Below are 16753 nucleotides of genomic sequence, written 5' to 3' on the forward strand. Positions count from 1 at the left end.
TCATGGACAACCATCTGAACCGGCGCGTACGGGCGCGCTCGCTGGGCCTCGTCGTCGGCGCGTCGCCGACCGGGCCGTTGAACGCGATCACCGACGTCGAAGGGGTCCTGGTGGGCCACACCACGATCGACGACGGCGCCGATCTCCACACCGGGGTCACCGCCGTCGTCCCCCGGCAGCTGGTCGCCGGACGGCGGGCGCTGCCCGCGGCCGTCCACGCCGGCAACGGGTACGGCAAGCTGGTCGGCTCGACCCAGGTGGACGAACTCGGCGTCCTGGAGTCACCCGTCGTCCTGACCGCCACGCTGTCGGTGTTCCGGGCCGCCGACGCGCTGCTCACCTACCTGATGGACCGCCGCCCGGACGGACTGTCCTTCAACCCCCTGGTGGGCGAGACCAACGACGGCTTCCTGTCCGACATCCGGCGCCGCCCCATCTCCGAGCGGCACGTCCTCGACGCGCTGGAGGGAGCGTCCGGCGGGCTGCCCGGGGAGGGATGCGTGGGGGCGGGGACCGGGACGACGGCCCTGGGGTTCAAGGCGGGCATCGGCACCTCCTCCCGGCGGCAGGTGGTGGACGGGCTTCCGGTCACGGTCGGTGTGCTCGTCCAGGCCAACTTCGGCGGCGTGCTGACCGTCCGCGGCGTCCCGATGCCGGCCGGCGAGCTCGTCCCGGAGGCCGGACGTCACGAGCAGGCCGGCGGCTCCTGCATGATCGTGGTGGCCACCGACGCGCCGCTCGACGCGCGCCGGCTCGGCCGCCTCGCCCGCCGGGCGATCTTCGCGATGGGCCGGGTGGGCGCGTCGTACTCCACCGGCAGCGGCGACTACGCGATCGCCTTCACCACGGCGCCGCCGCGGCTCCCGCTCCTGCCCGACGAGGAGCTGAACCCCGTCTTCGCCGCGGTCATGGACGCGGTCGAGGAGGCGCTGCTCAACTCCCTGTTCACCGCGACGACCACCACGGGTTTCCGCGGCCGCACGAGCCACGCGGTCCCCTACGACCGGCTTCCGGGCGCGGACGGCAGGCCCGCGCCCGGGTGAGCGCCGCCGGGCCCTGAACGCCGGGGAGCGGTGCCAGGGGCCGACGGCAGGGCGCCTCAGGGGCCCGGCCTCACGAGCCGCAGTCGCAGCAGCAGCCGTCCCCGCAGCAGCCGTCGCCCGAGCAGCAGTCGGAGCACGACGAGCAGCAGTCGCAACAGTCGCAGCAGCCCGAGCAGTCGGGGCAGTCGCAGCTGTCGCAGAAGCAGCGCTCGGTCCACGGCGCGTTCCGGTGCTCGCTCCACGGCGGGCGGTAGAGCCCGCAGGTCAGGAAGACCGCCACCCCGGCCGCCGCCGCGAGCCCGAGCCCCGGAGGCCCGGCCGGCGGCTCCCCGAGAGGCCCCGGCGGCCCCTCGGGCGGCGCGGGGGAGGTTACCTCGGAGTGGGCACGGCGCGTCGTGCAGGCGGCGCCGCGGGCGCGCGGCCCGAACGCCCGGTCGACGGCGCGGCGGGTTTCCCCGCACAGCAGCGCCTCGACCAGGTGCCGCTCCTCCAGGTCGAGGTCGCGTACGGCCAGGCGCAGCCCGTGCAGCGCCTCCTCACACACGCGCCGGGCATCGGCGGGCGAGGTGCCCGTCGCGTCCAGCGGGTTGTACGCCCCGCGGGCCCGGTCCTCGGCGAGGTCCTCGACCGCGTCGATCAAGTGCGCGATCCGGCCGAAGAAGCGGCCGGCCTCGCGCAGGCTCTCGGCGTTGCCCGGACGGCCCGCGAGCGTGGCGGTGTGCGCGAAAGCCGCGGCCACGGCGGTCTCGGTGGGCTCGGTGACGTCGAGCAGACCGCGTCCGGGGGACGCCTCGAGCAGCGCCTGACGGGCGGAGACCTCGGTCAGGACGGCCGTGTCGAAGCCGATCGACTCCGCGCCGCGCCGGGCGGCCGAGGCCCAGGCGGCGGCCGTGGCGCGCATCGGGACGCCGGCCACCCGCCGGGCCGCGATCCCGTCGCCGTCGGACGCGTGGTCGCGGATCTTGCCCGAGGCGAGGGCCAGCGAGACCACGGCGGCCAGGCGGGCGCCCCGGTCGTCCGACCGCACCACCTCCGCCGACCGGAAGCCGCGCAGCGCGCAGGGCCCCGCGGTCCGCCGGTTCGACGCGGCCCCTGCCTCTGATTGGGCCTCTGATTGGGCCTTTGATCGGGCCGCTGACTGGGCCTCGGTCAGGACGGACAGGATGAGGCCGTCGTAGTTGGTCGCCATGCGGGCCAGATGTCCGTGCCGGTCCCGCAACGTCAGGCAGAGCCCGCACAGGTGCGCGCGCCAGGCCTCGTGGACGGACGGGCAGGAGTGGCGGGCACACGGCCGGAGGATCCCGAACACCCAGAGACTCCTAGGGGGTCATGCGTACGGGATCATCCCGTTGCGCGGCGATTATGCCATCACGCGTCCGGACCCTGCCGGAGCAGCCGGATGGGCGACCTGGAGAATCGAGAGATGGAAGTTACCGACGGGTTCGAACTGACCCTCGACGAGCACGTCGCCACCCTCACCCTCAACCGCCCCGCCAAGCGCAACGCCGTGACCGCCGCCATGTGGCGGGCGCTGCCGGGCATCCTCGCGGATCTCGCCGCCGATCCGAAGGTACGCGTCCTCATCCTTACCGGAGCGGGCGGAACTTTCTGCTCCGGTGCTGATATTTCAGAAATTCATGAGCTTGGCGATAACGAGGATGACACCGGTCTTACCGTTGTCGCGGAGCGCGCACTCGTGACCTTTCCCAAACCCGTGATCTCGATGATCGAGGGATACTGCGTCGGCGGCGGATGCCAGCTCGCGCTCGCCTGCGATCTGCGCGTCGCGGCGGCCGGGGCCCGCTTCGGCGTCACTCCGGCCAAGCTCGGGATCGTCTACCCGCTCAGCTCCACGCGGCGGCTCGTGGAGATCGCCGGGCCCGCCACCGCGAAGCTCCTGCTCTTCTCGGCCGAGCTCATCACCGCAGATCACGCACTGCGCACCGGTCTCGTCGACGAGGTCTGCCCGCCGGAGGACCTGCGCGAGCGTGTCTACGGCCTGGCGGCCACGATGGCCGGCAGGTCCCGGCTGACGCTGGCGGCCGCCAAGCAGATCATCGACGGCCGGGCCGGGGAGGCCGAGGTGCGCGCCTGGCAGCGGGAAGCCAGGGAGAGCGGCGAAATGGCCGAAGGTGTCCGGGCATATCGGGAGGGGCGTTCCCCTGGATTCTCTTGGGATGCAAAATAGGCATAAACGGGACTCGCAGTGGTAATGACCCTGTGAGGTGTGAGATGTCGCAGAATCTATTCGCCAGGTTCGCCCGATGGCTGGGCCTTGACAGGAATCCGCTTCGGCGCCGGTGCGACCGGGTCGAAGCGGTGGTCCGGCTTGCCGCGGTGCTGGGAGTCGTTGCCGCCGTCGTGTTCGGCGTGATGCTCGGCATGCGCGAGTACGGCAACGGCCTGAGGACCGAGGCCCAGCAGGCGCACAGCCGGCATCAGGTCGTCGCCACGCTGTCGGGTGACGTGACGACGCCCCGGCTGTCGGTGGCCGGAGCGGCGGTCGGGCATGCCCAGGCCGCCTGGGTGGCCCCCGACGGCACGGCGAGGGCCGGTGTCATAGAGGTCTCGCCCAGCAGGCACGCGGGCGAGACCGTGCGCATCTGGACCGACGACAGAGGCATGATCACGCCTCGGCCGCAGGACCGGGAGACCACGGTGGTCGCCGCGCTGACCGTCGGCACGGGGGTCCCGCTGGCCGCCGCCGCGATCCTCGCGCTGCTGGTGACCTGCACCCGCCTGGTCAACCAGCGCAGGGCCCGCCGGGTGTGGGAGGCCCAGTGGACCGTGGTCGAGCCCATGTGGCGGATCAACGGCCGCTGAGCCGCCCCGAGCGGTCCGACTCAGCGATCGACGATCTCGTTCTTCCCGATCACGACCACCCCGCTGCGGGTCACCGCGAATCGCTGGCGGTCGTACTCCGGGTCGAAGCCGATCCGGGCGCCGTCGGGGATGATCACGTTCTTGTCGATGATGGCCTTGCGGACGATCGCGCCCCTGCCGATCTTGACCGAGCCCATCAGCACCGAGTCCTCGACGTGCGAGTGCGAGTGCAGCACCACGCCGGGGGACAGGATCGAGCGCAGCGCGGTGCCGCCCGACACGATGACCCCGGGCGACACGAGCGACTCCAGCGCATGCCCCACCCGGTCGCCCTCGTTGTGCACGAACTTGGCCGGCGGCAGCGGATCGTTGCCGGTGTAGATCGGCCACCGGTCGTTGTAGAGATTGAAGACCGGCTGCACCGAGATGAGGTCCATGTTGGCCTCGTAGTAGGCGTCGAGCGTCCCCACGTCGCGCCAGTAGCCGCGGTCGCGCTCGGTGGAGCCGGGCACCACGTTGTTCGCGAAGTCGTACACCTCGGCGCCGCCGCTCTTGACGAACATCGGAATGATGTTGCCGCCGAGGTCGTGCTTGCTGCTGGGGTCGAGGGCGTCCTCGCGCAGGGCCTCGATGAGGGCCTGGGTCTTGAAGACGTAGTTGCCCATCGAGGCGAAGATCTGGTCGGGCGCGTCGGGCAGGCCCACCGCGTCCTTCGGCTTCTCGCGGAACGCGACGATCCGGCGGCCCGAGGGGTCCGCCTCGATGACCCCGAACTGGTCGGCCAGTTCGAGGGGCTGGCGGATCGCGGCGACGGTCACGTCCGCGCCCGAGTCGATGTGCTGGTCGACCATCTGGCGGGGATCCATCCGGTAGATGTGGTCCGCGCCGAAGACGATCACGTGGTCGGGCATCTCGTCGTAGATCAGGTTGAGGTTCTGGAACAGCGCGTCGGCCGATCCGGCGAACCAGCGCGGCCCGAGCCGCTGCTGCGCGGGCACCGGGGTCACGTAGTTGCCCAGCATCGACGACAGCCGCCACGTCCGGGAGATGTGCCGGTCCAGGCTGTGGTTCTTGTACTGCGTCAGCACCACGATCTGCCAGTAGTGCGCGTTCGCCAGATTCGACAGAACGAAGTCGATGAGCCGGTAGATGCCGCCGAAGGGCACGGCGGGCTTGGCCCGGTCCGCGGTCAGCGGCATGAGCCGCTTGCCCTCTCCACCCGCGAGCACGATCGCCAGGACCTTCATAGGCAGGACCTTAACCCGCGAAATGGCTAACAAACACCAGGGACACCGGCAAACAGTGCGGATCGGGGACTCTAAGCTCACTCGTATGCGTGTCGATCTGCTGAGCCGTGAGTATCCGCCCGAGGTGTACGGCGGCGCCGGAGTCCATGTCGAGTACCTCGCGCGGGAGCTTCGCCGGCTGGCCGACGTGCGGGTTCGCTGCTTCGGGGCCCCGCGCGAGGAGACCGGCGTGCGGGCCTACCCGGTCCCCGGGGGACTGTCCGGCGCGAACGCGGCCCTGCAGGTGCTCGGCGTCGACGTCGAGATGGCGGCCGGCTGCGAGGGCGCCGACGTCGTGCACAGCCACACCTGGTACGCGAACTTCGCCGGCCACGTCGCCAAGATGCTGTACGGCGTGCCGCACGTGATGACCACGCACAGCCTGGAGCCGCTGCGCCCGTGGAAGGCCGAGCAGCTCGGCGGCGGCTACACGCTCTCGTCGTGGGCGGAGCGGACCGCGCTCCACGCGGCCGACGCGGTCATCGCCGTGTCCGAGGGCATGCGGCGCGACGTGCTCACGGCCTACCCGGAGGTCCCCGCCGAGCGCGTACGGGTGATCCACAACGGCATCGACACCGAGGAGTACGCGCCGTCCCGGGGCACCGAGGCCCTGGTCAGGCACGGCATCGACCCGGCCGTGCCGTACGTCGTCTTCGTGGGCCGCATCACCCGGCAGAAGGGCCTGGTGCACCTGCTCCACGCGGCCCGGTCGTTCGACCCGGCGGCGCAGCTCGTGCTGTGCGCGGGCGCGCCCGACACGCCGGAGATCGCCGAGGAGGTCACGGCGCTCGTGCGCGAGCTGTCGGCCTCCCGCAAGGGCGTGGTGTGGATCTCCGAGATGCTGCCCAGGCCCGAGGTGATCCAGATCCTCACGCACGCCACCGTGTTCGTGTGCCCCTCGGTGTACGAGCCGATGGGCATCGTGAACCTGGAGGCGATGGCGTGCGAGACCGCCGTCGTGGCGACCGCGACCGGAGGCATCCCCGAGGTCGTCGCCGACGGCGAGACGGGCCTGCTCGTCCCGATCGACCAGGGCCGGGACGGCGAGCCGCACGACCCGGAGGCGTTCGCCGCGGCGCTGGCCGAGCGGGTGAACACGGTGCTCGCGGACCCGCGCCTGGCCGCCGCGATGGGCGAGGCCGGGCGCGTGCGCGCGATCGACCACTTCTCCTGGCGGCGGATCGCCGAGCGCACCCACGAGCTCTACGCGTCGCTCACCGGCCAGGGATGATCATGGTGACGCCCGGGTGCGCGCCCGGCCGGGTCAGCGCGTCCGGCGCGTCGTCCAGGCCGACGGTGCGGGTGACCAGCAGGTCGGGGCGGAGAACGCCCGCCGCGATCAGCTCCAGCATCGGGGGATAGGCATGGGCGGCCATGCCGTGGCTGCCCGCGATCTCCAGCTCGTGCGCGATCACCGGGCCCATCGGCAGGGCCGTCTGCCCGGGAAGCAGGCCCACCTGCACGTGGCGGCCCCGCCTGCGCAGGCTGCCGATCGACGCGGCGCAGGTGGCGGCGCCGCCCAGCGCGTCGAGGGAGACGTCGGCGCCGCCGCCGGCCGCCGCTCTGACCCTGGCGGCCGACTCTTCGGGAGCGTCGCCCTCGCCGGCCAGGACGCACTCGGCCGCGCCGAACCGCCGGGCCAGGTCGAGCGCGGCGGGCGACACGTCCACCGCGACGACCCGCGCCCCCACGGCGGCGCCGATCATCACGGCCGACAGCCCGACCCCGCCGCAGCCGTGGACGGCGAGCCACTGGCCCGCCCGCACCCGCCCCTGCTCGACCACGGCGCGGAACGCGGTGGCGAAGCGGCAGCCCAGGCTCGCCGCCGTGGCGAACGCCATGCCGTCCGGCAGCCGCACGAGGTTCACGTCGGCGTGGTCGATCGCCACCAGCTCGGCGAACGATCCCCAGTGGGTGAACCCGGGCTGGGTCTGCCGCTCGCACACCTGCTGGTTGCCGGTCGTGCACTCGCGGCAGCTTCCGCAGGCGCAGATGAACGGCACCATCACCCGGTCGCCCGGCCGCCAGCGGCGCACTTCCGGGCCGGCCGAGTCGACCACACCCGCCAGCTCGTGCCCGGGCACGTGGGGCAGGACCGTGATGTCCGCGTCGTGGCCCATCCACCCGTGCCAGTCGCTGCGGCACGCCCCGGTCGCCTCGACCCTGATCACGACGCCGTCCGGCGGCGCCACCGGGTCCACCACCTCGCGCACCTCGGCCCGCCCGCCGAACTCCTCGTACACAACCGCGCGCATGTCACGCTCCTTTCCCAGGCCGTACGCTAATCGGGTGATTGCGATCGACCGGGTGCGGATGGCCTTCACCGACAGGAACGGCGGCGTGAGCGCCGGGCCGTACGGCACGCGCAACCTCGGCGGGGCGGTGGGGGACGACCCGGCGGCGGTCGCCGAGAACCGGGCGAAGACGGCCGCGGAGTTCGGGCTCGACCGGGTGGTCTTCATGCGCCAGGTCCACGGGACCGACGTCGCCCACGTGGAGGAGCCGTTCGGGGACGACCCGCCCGCGCTGGACGGCGTGTTCACCGGTCGTCCCGGGCTCGGCCTGGCCGTCCTGGTCGCCGACTGCGCGCCCGTGCTGGTGGCCGATCCGGTGGCCGGCCTGGTCGGCGGCGCGCACTCGGGGCGGCCGGGCACGGAGGCGGGCGTGGTCCCCGCCCTGGTCGAGGCGATGGCCGCGCGGGGCGCACGGCCGGAGCGGATGGTGGCCGTGATCGGGCCGTCGGCCTGCGGGCTGTGCTACGAGGTGCCGGAGGACCTGCGCGAGCGCGTCGCCGCCCGCGTGCCCGAGACCTGGGCGCAGACCCGGCACGGCACGCCCGCGCTCGACATCCGGGCCGGGATCGCGGCCCAGCTCGCCCGGGCCGGCGTGGCCGACGTCCGGCACGACGACCGCTGCACGATCGAGACGGCCGACCTCTACTCCTACCGCCGTGAGCAGCGCACCGGGCGCTTCGCCGGTTACGTCTGGCTCACCGGCGCCTGAGGCCGCTCCGCCGCCCGATTCCGCGCCCGGACGGGGACGGCCGCCGGAGGTCTCTCAGGCCCGTGCCCGCGGCTCCAGCCCGGCGTACGCCTTCCGGAGCAGCGCGTGCAGGGTCTTCCGCTCGTCCTCGTCCAGTGCGGCCAGCAGGTCGTCACGCACCTCGTCCGCCTCGCGCAGGGCGGCCTCCAGCGTGGCCCGGCCGGCGGGGCTGAGGGCGACCCGGTATCGCCGCCGGTCCTCGGGGTCGCGCTCGCGTTCCACGAGGCCGAGCGGCACGAGCGTGTCCATCACCGCCACGAGGTCGCTGGGGTCGATGCCCAGCCGCGCGCCGAGCTGGCGCTGGGACGCCGGGCCGAAGTCGCGCAGCGCGGCCAGCACGGCCATGTCCCACAGGCCGATGCCGTGCCCGCGCAGCCGGTCGCCCATGCGGCGTCGCCCGGCGATGCCCACCTTCGACAGCAGGAACGCGGTGATCCCGAGCAGGGACGGGGGGAGTTGCGGCACGTCGGTCACGGGAGCAGGATAGGGCACAACCAATAGTTGGTTCCTACCAAGGGATTTCCATGGACGCTCTCTATCCCCGCGTGCTCGCCTCCCGTTTCGCCGAGTGTTTCCGCTTCTACGACGGCCTGCTCACCGCGGTGGCGGGTGCGCACCTCGTCAAGGGCGCGGAGACGGGGCCGTACGCCAACTGGGACCGGGACGCGGAGGCGGTGCTGGCTCTGCTCGACCGCGAGATGCTCGCGAAGGTCACCGGTGTGGACCTCGGCGACGGCCGCGACGGGACGATGCTGGTCCTGACCGTGGACGACGTCGACCGTGCCGCCTCCGTGGCGGCCGCCCACGGAGGCCGGCTCGTGGCGCCGCCGAGCGCCCGGCCCGAATGGGGGCCGACCTGCCGCACCGCCCACCTGCGCGACCCCGACGGCAACCTGCTGGAGCTCCAGTCCTACTGAGCGCCGCCGCCCCGCCCACGCAGCGCGGCCAGGAGGCCGAGGGTCCGCGTCCGCTCGCGCGCGTCTCCGAAGGGACTCACCACGAGTTCGGTCGCGCCCGCCTCGGCATAGGCCCGCACGGCGCGCTCGACCGCCGACTCGTCCCCGGCCACGACCGTCTCCTCCACCCCAGACCTGCCCTGGCGGTCCAGGATCGCCCGGTAGCTGGGCAGGTCGCTCGCGGGCCCGAGGGACTCCGCGATCCGCCGCCGTACGCCCTCGGGGTCCGCGGTCACGCTCATGATCACACCGGCGACGACGCGCGGCCGTGGCCGTCCTGCGGCCGTGGCGGCGCGGGTGACCGTCGGCGTCACGTGGTCGGCGATCGTCTCCGGGCCGGTCCAGACGGTGACCACGCCGTCGGCGAGTTCGCCGGCCGTGCGCAGCATGACCGGCCCGAGGGCGGCCAGCAGGACCTGCGGCGGCTCGGCGCCGGGCACCTCGACCCTCCCCGCGGCCGTCAGCGTCTCCCCGCGGTAGTCGACCTGCTCGCCCCGCAGCAGCGGCACCAGCGCGGACAGGTATTCGCGCACGTGCCGGGCCGGTCGCTCGTACGACAGGCCGAAGTGCGTCTCGATGAGCGGCCCGTGGCTCGGCCCGATGCCGAGCGTGAAGCGGTTGCCGCTGGCCGCCTGGGCGGTGAGGGCCTGCCCGGCGAGCGCCAGCGGATGTCTCGGGTAGGTCTGGGTCACCGCCGTGCCGACGGAGATCCCGGACACCTCGCGGGCGGCGAGCGCTGCGAGTTGCACGGCGTCCCAGGACAGGACCTGGCTGAAGTAGGCGCTGTCGAGGCCGGCCACGGCCGCCTCGCGCACCTGCCCCACCAGCTCGTCCAGGCCCAGGCCGTCCCCTCCGGCGAGCACTCCGAGTTTCATCGCATCTCCAATGTGAAGCGGAAATTCCGGTTCCGCTTGTGCACTCTACAATAAGCTGAATCTCGGATTCCGGTTGGGGGAGATCTGATGCGAGCCGACGCCCGGCGCAACCGCGCGCTCATCGTGGACACGGCCGTCGACCTGCTCACGGCCCGGGGTCCGGAGGCCTCGATGGAGGAGATCGCGCAGGCGGCCGGAGTCGGCGTGGGCACGCTCTACCGCCACTTTCCGGACCGGCGGGCGCTGCTGGAGGAGATCGCGGCCGGCGCGCTGCGGACCCTGCTCGAGACCGCGCGGGACCATGCCGCCCGCTCGGTGAGCCGGTGGGACGCGCTGCTGGCGTGCGTCCGATGCGGCGCCGGCCTGCCACTGGCCCTGGCCAAATCGCTGTCGGACGGCGCGGAGGCCCATCCGGAGCTGGGCCCGCTCGTACGCGACCTCGACGCCATGCTCGAAGACCTGGCCGCGGGAGCCCAGCGGGAGGGCGCCGTACGCGACGACATCACGCCGCGCGAGGTCGTAGGGCTGCTCAGCGTCGCCATGTGCCGCCCCGGCGCCCGGGCCGACGACGCGCTGACCACCGTCATCCTCGACGGGCTCAGCACACGGGCGGCCTCGTTTGGAAGATGATTTTTGCGAGCGCCTTGCGAGGGACTTGCACCGGTTGCGGAAAGCCTGCGGCAAGGGACGTGCAGGCGAGCGGGCCTATCCATGAGGTGCACGGACCCGGCGGCGACGGCCGGACCGGGACCGCCGATCAGCACCCTCACCCCGCAGCAGCACAGGAGACTCTCATGAAGCGCACCCTGCTCGGTCTGGCCGCCGCCACGATCGCCGGTCTGGCCGTCACCGCCCCCGTCACGCTCATGGCCGGCCCGGCCTCCGCCGGCGGCGACTTCGGCCCGAACACCTGCCTGGAGGGCTACGTCTGGCGCGAGGCCCGCTCCGGCGACGTCGTCTGCGTGACGCCCGCGACCCGCACACAGACCCTCGCCGACAACGCCGCCAAGGCCTCACGCTGGACCTCCGGCCCGTTCGGCCCGCACACCTGCGTCACCGGGTACGTCTGGCGCGAGGCGTTCACCGGCGACGACGTCTGCGTCACCCCCGCCGTCCGCGCGCAGGCCAAGGCCGACAACGGCAAGGCGGCCGACCGCAGGGTCTCGGCGCGGCTGTGGATCAGCCGTTACACCGTGCCGCCCGTGGACAACGGCGACGGCACCTCCACCAGCACCTCGGTCGACGACATCCCGCGCCTCAAGATCAACGGCGACCACTACAACTTCGGCCAGGTCAGGCTCTACATCCGATACACCACCGGCAGGCTCTACTGGAGCGGCACGGTGAACGCGAGCGCGCACAGCGGCTACGCCGGCGGCAGCTTCGGCAAGAAGACCGGCGTGTTCGACTGCTCCGGAGGCGGCAAGGCGGCCAACGCCTACGCGCAGGCCCAGGACGTCGTGTCCGGCCGCTGGTCGCCCCGCCTTCCCGTACGCGTGGGCTGCGCCGTCCTGTGACGGCGGGCCCGCAACGGCGACACGGAGGACCGGCCCGGTCGGGCCGGTCCTCCGGCGCATAGCGGCAGAGCCGCCGCCCAGGTCAAGGGATCTTCTGCTCGTCCTGGCGTTCCAAGCATCGTGATCGGGGTAGTCGGTGGGCCTGCGGGGACCGCCGGAGGCCGGCCCGCGACCCGGCCCCCGGCGGTCTCCACCACCTGACGATGTGAGGACTGACATGGGAACCGCGACCCCGGTGCCGGAGACCAGGAGTATGAGCGGCGACGAACTGTCGGCCGACGACGCCTACGCCGCCATACGGCGGTACGGCGGCTGGCACCTCGTCCGTGACGCGTACGTCCGGTTCAGATACGGCGACGGCACGAGCAACGCCCGCGCCTTGGCGTTCCAGACCTGCCTCGCGATCATCCCGGGAGCGATCGCCGTCGTGGGTTTGAGCTCGGTGCTGCACCAGGAACACCTCGGCCGGCTCCTCGAGCTCACCCTGCGGCGGCTGACCCCCGGCGCGGGCTCGCAGGTCATCCAGGAGACGCTCGACCAGAGCCACCACGCCTCCGGCGCGGGGGGCAAGCTGGCCCTGTGGCTCGGTCTGCTGACCGCGCTGGTGTCGCTGACCACCGCCATGGGCCAGTTCGAACGCGGGGCCAACCGCATCTACGGCATCGAGCGCGACCGCCCCTTCGCGGCCAAGTACGGCAGGGCGCTGCTGATGGCCGTCACGGCGGGCCTTTTCATGAGCGTCGGCTTCGTCATCCTGGTCGGCGGCGGCGCGGTCGGCGAGGCCGCGGCCCACGTCTACGGCTGGAGCGACACGACCCAGCGGATGTGGGGCTGGCTGCGCTGGCCGATCGGGTTCCTGCTCGCCGTCCTGTCGATCTCGGTGCTGTTCCGCTCCTCGCCCCGGCGCAAGCAGCCCGGCCACACCTGGCTCGCGGTCGGGGCCACGGTCGCGGTGCTGCTGTGGACGCTGTTCACCTGGCTGCTCGCGCTCTACACCGCGAGCAGCCACACCTTCGGCGCGACGTACGGCCCGCTCACGGCGGTGATGGCGCTGCTGCTGTGGTCGTTCCTCAGCTCGATGGCGCTCTTCCTCGGCCTGTCCTTCTCGGCGCAACTGGAGGCCTGCCGCGCCGGCCGCGGAGAGCCGGCCGACCCCGACCCCGGCCCCGCCCCGGCCGCACCCCGGGAGCGGCAGCCGGTCGGGAGCCGCCGATGAGCTGGTGGCGCAGGCGGCTCGACCCCGAGCACGGACTGGGCCTGCGGCTGACGGTGGCGACGGCGGCGCTGGCGCTGATCGTGGTGCCCTTCACGGTGCTGATGGTCTTCGTCAAGACCTCCTTCAGCCCGCTGACCGAGATCGACGAGGGCGCGGCGTGGGACCTGCACGCCTACGCGATCGGCAACCCCGGGTTCGCCCGGCTGATGCAGCTGATCAGCGATGTCTTCGCGCCGCTGACCTGGCGGATCGCGGTCGGCGCCGCGGTCGCCTGGCTGGTCTGGCGCCGCGCCTACCACCTGGCCCTGTGGGCGGCCACCACGATCACGGTCGGCGGCCTGCTCGGCCTCGCCCTGAAGGTCATCGTCGCGCGGGCCCGGCCCAGCCTGCCCGACCCCGTCGCCATCGCCCCCGGCGCGTCGTTCCCCTCGGGACACACGGTCAACGCCACGCTCGGGGCCGGAATCCTGCTGCTGCTCGTCCTGCCGCTCGTACGGGAGCGCGGGCGGGTGCTCGCCTGGACGCTCGCCGTGCTGATCCCGCTGGCGGTCGGCTTCAGCCGGATCGCGCTCGGCGTCCACTGGTTCAGCGACGTGGTGGCCGGGCTGGTGTTCGGCGTGGCGGTGGTGGCCGCCACGGCCGCCGCCTTCGAGACCTGGCGCCGCCGCGACGTGGGCCGTCGCCCCGCCCAGCCGTTACGCGAGGGCGTCGGGCCCGAGACGAAGAAGGAGATCACCCCCCAAGGAGGACGAATTGGACGCCGTTCGTAAACGTGGCACGGACCGGAGCGCCCGGTCGTCCTCGGTGCCCACCGGGCGCGTGGCCGCGGAGACGGCGCGGCGGGTCCTGCTCCCGCTCGCGCTCATGGCCCTGGTGACCCTCGGGCTCGGCCTGCTGCTCACGAAGGTCCTGGAGCACTCGACGCTCGTCGCGCAGGACGAGGCGGTCAGCCGCGAGATCGCCCAGGAGCGCACGCCGTTCTGGAACGAGGTGACCCACTACGGCTCGATGCTGTCCGACACTCCCGTGATCATCGTGGTGACGACGATCATGGCGATCCTCTTCCGCCTCGTCTACCGGCGGTGGCGCGAGTCGGTCTTCCTGGTGGCCGCCGTCTGCGCCCAGTCGGCGATCTTCCTGCTGGCGACCGTGTTCGCGCAGCGGGCCCGCCCGCACGTGCCGCACCTCGACCCCGCCCCGCCCACGTCCAGCTATCCGTCCGGGCACACCAGCGCGGCCGTGGCGTTCTATTGCGGCACCGCGCTCGTGCTGACCCTGCACACGCACCGCCACACGATCCTGAACGCGCTGTGGTGGCTGCTCGGCGCGGGAGCGGCTCTGGCGGTCGGCCTGTCCAGGCTCTATCGGGGCATGCACCACCTGACGGACGTGAGCTGGGGCTACGTGCTCGGGATCTTCTGCGTGGTCGTGCTCGCCCAGGCCCTGCTGCTGCGCCCGATCACGGCGTCGCGGCGCGCCGCGCCGAAGCGGGCCGTACGCGGGGCCGCGCTGACCTGACCGGCTCACACGGCCACCGCGTCATCGGCCACCGGATCTCGGCTGGCAGATCACGGCCACCGGATCTCGGCCACCGGCTCAGCGGCGAGCCGGTGGCCGGGGTGATCCGCCGGGGCGGTCAGGCCGACACGCCGGTGAGACGGCAGGCGTCCGCCCACCGTGCGGGATCGACCGCGGCGGGGGCGGACTCGGCGGCGGTCCCCGCGGCGGATCCGGCCGCGGTCCCGGCGCCGGGTCGCAGCAGGGCCCAGCACTCGTCGATCGCGTCGGCCAGCAGGTCGCGCAGCAGCGGATCGGGGTCGGGCACGCACGCCTGAGCGATGCCCCGCACCGCGAGCTGCACCGTGTTCGGCGCGGCATACCTGCGGAAGCCCTTGGGCGAGACCCGCACGCCGCGCCCGAAGGTGTAGGCCCAGCGGGTGGCGTCCGGCACCTGGGCCAGCGCCTCCCTGCTGCGCTCGTCCAGGTCGCCGGCGGAGCGGCCCTCCAGCTCGGCGAGCACGTGCTCGGCCGACAGGATCGAGACCGCCATCGCGAGCTGGCGCTCGTGCGCGACGACCGGCAGCGCGGCCCTGGCCGCGCACAGGGCGATCCGCGCGTCGAGGCGCGGATCGTCGCCCGTCAGCCCGATGACCGACGGGATCAGCTCGGCCAGGTGAGGCCGGGCGGCGTCGGAGGTGTGGTCGTTGACGAGGCGGGCGAGCCCGGCGAGCAGCGGATGTGTGCACGACGGATGGTCGCTCCACCGCTCACCTGCGAGGTAGGACGCGAACTCCATGAAGCAGGCGCCCTTGCTGGGATTGCGATGCTTGCCACGAGAGAGCATGGGCATCGCTGGAGGCATCTGACCGTGCACGAGCTACTCCACGCTGAATCGCCTGTTGTGTCCCTTTCAGTGTGCGCCCGCTATCGGACGTTGAGAAGAACTCTTACCTCGACTTGTCCGTCGCATGCCGGAACCCGCCAGTGGCGGCCACGGAGGCCGTCCCCGGCGCCCGGCGTGAACACGGGCACGGATCAGGAGCAGAGCGCGGTGTCGACGACCTTCTCGACGCGGCCGAGCGTCTCGAGACTCTCGGGCAGCCGGGTGACGGCGACGGCGGCGGCCCGCCCGTCCTCGGCGACGGCGTTGCCGGTGTGGTAGCCGAAGATGTCGCCGCCGTGGCCCCAGGCGAGGCCGCCGCAGCTCAACGGGGTGCTGACGAGGCCGAGGCCGTACCGCGCGCCCTTGCCGAGGCCGTCCGCCTTCACGGTGGTCCGCATCTGCGCGAGCTGCTCGGGTTCGAGCAGCTCGCCGCCCAGCAGGGCGGTGAAGAAGCGGTTGAGGTCGCTCGGCGTGGAGATCATGGCTCCGGCGGACCACGCCTGCGACGGGTCCCACTCGGTGACGTCGGTGAGCGGCGTGCCCGGGTCGTCGCGGTGGTAGCCCTTCGGGTGCGGCGCGCGGACGCCCTGGTCGCCGACGTTGGGGAAGTAGGTGTGGCGCAGGCCGATCCGCCTGACGACCCGGTCGGTGATCTCCTCGATCAGCGGCCTGCGGGTGACCTTCTCGATCAACAGCCCGGCGACCAGGTAGTTGGTGTTGCTGTACTCCCACTTCGTACCGGGGCTGAAGTGGGACTTCTCCTTCAGGGCCATGTCGAGCAGCTCGCGCGGCTGCAGGTACGTGTGCCGGTAGCGGAGCGCGCCCTGGGCGAGGAAGGCGGTGTAGTCGGGCAGGCCGGTGGTGTGCTGGAGGAGCTGCCGCACGGTGATGCGGCGGCCGTCGCCGCCCCTGCCGCGCACGAGCGCCGGCAGGTAGGTCTCGATCGGCTCGTCGAGCCTCACCTTTCCCTCGCCGGCGAGCTGCAGCACGACGACGGCGGTGAAGGTCTTGGTGTTGCTGCCGATGCGGACGTAGCCGTCCACCGGCACCTTCGCCCCGGTCCGCAGGTCCGCCACCCCGGCGGTGTAGTCGCGCACGCGCCCGTCCCGGCCCCGTACGGAGGCCAGCGCGGCGGGGAACCCGTCCGCGCGGACCAGGGCGTCCAGCGACTTCTGCACGGCATCCGATGCCGGGGCGGCTTGCGTGGCCGTCTCGGCCTGCGCCGCACTCGGGGTGGCGGCGAGGCCGCTCGTCAGGGCGAGTACGGCGGCCGGCAGGAGGAGCCGGCGGCGGGAACGGACGCGGTCGGTCGTGTGATCGGTCATGTCGTGATCGGTCATGGCGACGATCCTGCTGGGGAGCGCGTGCCGCATCGAGAGTGCAGGCATGCCTGTCCGTGGTGGTGCCAGACCCCCCGGGAAGCGGCAGCCGAGCACCATCGATCGGGGGCGACGATGGTGGAAAAAGAGATGCCGTGCGTCGCATGACGCACGGCATCGGCATCCGGAACCGGATCGGGAAAACAGAGGTGGAGACGGGATTTGAACCCGTGTACGCGGCTTTGCAGGCCGCTGCCTCGCCTCTCGGCCACTCCACCAGAGCGAGGCCCGCA

The 16753-nt window shown here is 72.8% G+C and carries 18 protein-coding genes and 1 tRNA gene; 11 read left to right on the top strand and 8 right to left on the bottom strand.

Annotation, left to right across the window (positions count from 1 at the left end):
* Nucleotides 1–2 precede the first annotated feature (2 nt).
* Entirely contained in the window at nt 3–1043 is a 1041-nt protein-coding gene (locus ABZ860_RS12460) for a P1 family peptidase (protein ID WP_357218899.1), read from the top strand.
* A gap of 70 nt (nt 1044–1113) precedes the next feature.
* Here the strand turns inward: ABZ860_RS12460 and ABZ860_RS12465 are convergent, their stop codons facing one another.
* The gene (locus ABZ860_RS12465; RefSeq protein WP_357218902.1) at nt 1114–2352 is read right to left on the bottom strand and encodes a DUF5685 family protein; all 1239 of its coding nucleotides are present in this window, start codon (nt 2350–2352) and stop codon (nt 1114–1116) included.
* A 90-nt stretch (nt 2353–2442) separates the two neighbouring features.
* On the opposite strand from ABZ860_RS12465, the gene ABZ860_RS12470 reads away from it, so the two are divergent.
* Together ABZ860_RS12470 and ABZ860_RS12475 are read left to right on the top strand one after the other, a co-directional pair.
* Nucleotides 2443–3231, top strand: a complete 789-nt coding sequence (locus ABZ860_RS12470; RefSeq protein ID WP_357218905.1) for an enoyl-CoA hydratase-related protein — start codon at nt 2443–2445, stop codon at nt 3229–3231.
* 149 nt (nt 3232–3380) lie between these two features.
* A complete protein-coding gene (locus ABZ860_RS12475; RefSeq protein ID WP_357218908.1) occupies nt 3381–3866 on the top strand; it encodes a hypothetical protein in 486 nt (161 codons plus the stop codon).
* A 20-nt stretch (nt 3867–3886) separates the two neighbouring features.
* Here the strand turns inward: ABZ860_RS12475 and glgC are convergent, their stop codons facing one another.
* Nucleotides 3887–5194 (bottom strand): glucose-1-phosphate adenylyltransferase, encoded by a 1308-nt coding sequence (gene glgC / locus ABZ860_RS12480; protein ID WP_357218911.1) that lies wholly within the window; start codon nt 5192–5194, stop codon nt 3887–3889.
* A gap of 4 nt (nt 5195–5198) precedes the next feature.
* Here glgC and glgA point away from each other — a divergent pair, with 4 nt between their 5' ends.
* Nucleotides 5199–6383, top strand: coding sequence for a glycogen synthase (glgA, locus tag ABZ860_RS12485; RefSeq protein WP_357218914.1), 1185 nt, complete (start codon nt 5199–5201; stop codon nt 6381–6383).
* Here the strand turns inward: glgA and ABZ860_RS12490 are convergent.
* Nucleotides 6367–7407 (bottom strand): alcohol dehydrogenase catalytic domain-containing protein, encoded by a 1041-nt coding sequence (locus ABZ860_RS12490; RefSeq protein ID WP_357218917.1) that lies wholly within the window; start codon nt 7405–7407, stop codon nt 6367–6369. The genes glgA and ABZ860_RS12490 overlap by 17 nt on opposite strands.
* 58 nt (nt 7408–7465) lie before the next feature.
* Between ABZ860_RS12490 and pgeF the strand changes: the two genes are divergently transcribed.
* The gene (gene pgeF, locus ABZ860_RS12495; RefSeq protein WP_357219657.1) at nt 7466–8155 is read left to right on the top strand and encodes a peptidoglycan editing factor PgeF; all 690 of its coding nucleotides are present in this window, start codon (nt 7466–7468) and stop codon (nt 8153–8155) included.
* 54 nt (nt 8156–8209) lie between these two features.
* On the opposite strand, the gene ABZ860_RS12500 is transcribed toward pgeF, so the two are convergent.
* Nucleotides 8210–8668, bottom strand: a complete 459-nt coding sequence (locus ABZ860_RS12500; protein WP_357218920.1) for a MarR family winged helix-turn-helix transcriptional regulator — start codon at nt 8666–8668, stop codon at nt 8210–8212.
* A 50-nt stretch (nt 8669–8718) separates the two neighbouring features.
* On the opposite strand from ABZ860_RS12500, the gene ABZ860_RS12505 reads away from it, so the two are divergent.
* Nucleotides 8719–9111: a VOC family protein gene (locus ABZ860_RS12505; RefSeq protein WP_357218923.1), complete on the top strand. Its 393-nt coding sequence runs from the start codon at nt 8719–8721 to the stop codon at nt 9109–9111.
* On the opposite strand, the gene ABZ860_RS12510 is transcribed toward ABZ860_RS12505, so the two are convergent.
* On the bottom strand, nt 9105–10025 hold the full coding sequence (locus ABZ860_RS12510) for a TIGR03564 family F420-dependent LLM class oxidoreductase (protein WP_357218926.1): 921 nt from the start codon (nt 10023–10025) through the stop codon (nt 9105–9107). The genes ABZ860_RS12505 and ABZ860_RS12510 overlap by 7 nt on opposite strands.
* 87 nt (nt 10026–10112) lie before the next feature.
* Between ABZ860_RS12510 and ABZ860_RS12515 the strand changes: the two genes are divergently transcribed.
* The 5 genes from ABZ860_RS12515 to ABZ860_RS12535 all read left to right on the top strand — a co-directional run bounded on the left by ABZ860_RS12515 (nt 10113) and on the right by ABZ860_RS12535 (nt 14276).
* The gene (locus ABZ860_RS12515) at nt 10113–10655 is read left to right on the top strand and encodes a helix-turn-helix domain-containing protein (protein ID WP_357218929.1); all 543 of its coding nucleotides are present in this window, start codon (nt 10113–10115) and stop codon (nt 10653–10655) included.
* Between the two features lie 164 nt (nt 10656–10819).
* Entirely contained in the window at nt 10820–11542 is a 723-nt protein-coding gene (locus ABZ860_RS12520) for a hypothetical protein (RefSeq protein ID WP_357218931.1), read from the top strand.
* Between the two features lie 217 nt (nt 11543–11759).
* Nucleotides 11760–12758, top strand: coding sequence for a YihY/virulence factor BrkB family protein (locus ABZ860_RS12525; protein ID WP_357218933.1), 999 nt, complete (start codon nt 11760–11762; stop codon nt 12756–12758).
* Entirely contained in the window at nt 12755–13528 is a 774-nt protein-coding gene (locus ABZ860_RS12530) for a phosphatase PAP2 family protein (RefSeq protein WP_357218936.1), read from the top strand. Before ABZ860_RS12525 ends, ABZ860_RS12530 begins: the two co-directional genes overlap by 4 nt.
* The gene (locus ABZ860_RS12535; RefSeq protein ID WP_357218939.1) at nt 13512–14276 is read left to right on the top strand and encodes a phosphatase PAP2 family protein; all 765 of its coding nucleotides are present in this window, start codon (nt 13512–13514) and stop codon (nt 14274–14276) included. The genes ABZ860_RS12530 and ABZ860_RS12535 overlap by 17 nt, the downstream gene beginning before the upstream one ends.
* Nucleotides 14277–14394: 118 nt before the next feature.
* Here ABZ860_RS12535 and ABZ860_RS12540 read toward each other — a convergent pair whose 3' ends face one another.
* From ABZ860_RS12540 to ABZ860_RS12550, 3 genes are all read right to left on the bottom strand, one after another.
* Nucleotides 14395–15102, bottom strand: a complete 708-nt coding sequence (locus tag ABZ860_RS12540) for a hypothetical protein (protein ID WP_357218942.1) — start codon at nt 15100–15102, stop codon at nt 14395–14397.
* Between the two features lie 191 nt (nt 15103–15293).
* Complete coding sequence (locus ABZ860_RS12545; RefSeq protein ID WP_357218945.1) at nt 15294–16481, bottom strand: serine hydrolase domain-containing protein; 1188 nt, start codon at nt 16479–16481, stop codon at nt 15294–15296.
* A 186-nt stretch (nt 16482–16667) separates the two neighbouring features.
* Nucleotides 16668–16738, bottom strand: a tRNA-Cys gene (locus ABZ860_RS12550).
* Nucleotides 16739–16753: the final 15 nt, after the last annotated feature.

Source organism: Microbispora sp. NPDC046973 (assembly GCF_040644495.1).
Taxonomy (GTDB): Bacteria; Actinomycetota; Actinomycetes; order Streptosporangiales; family Streptosporangiaceae; genus Microbispora.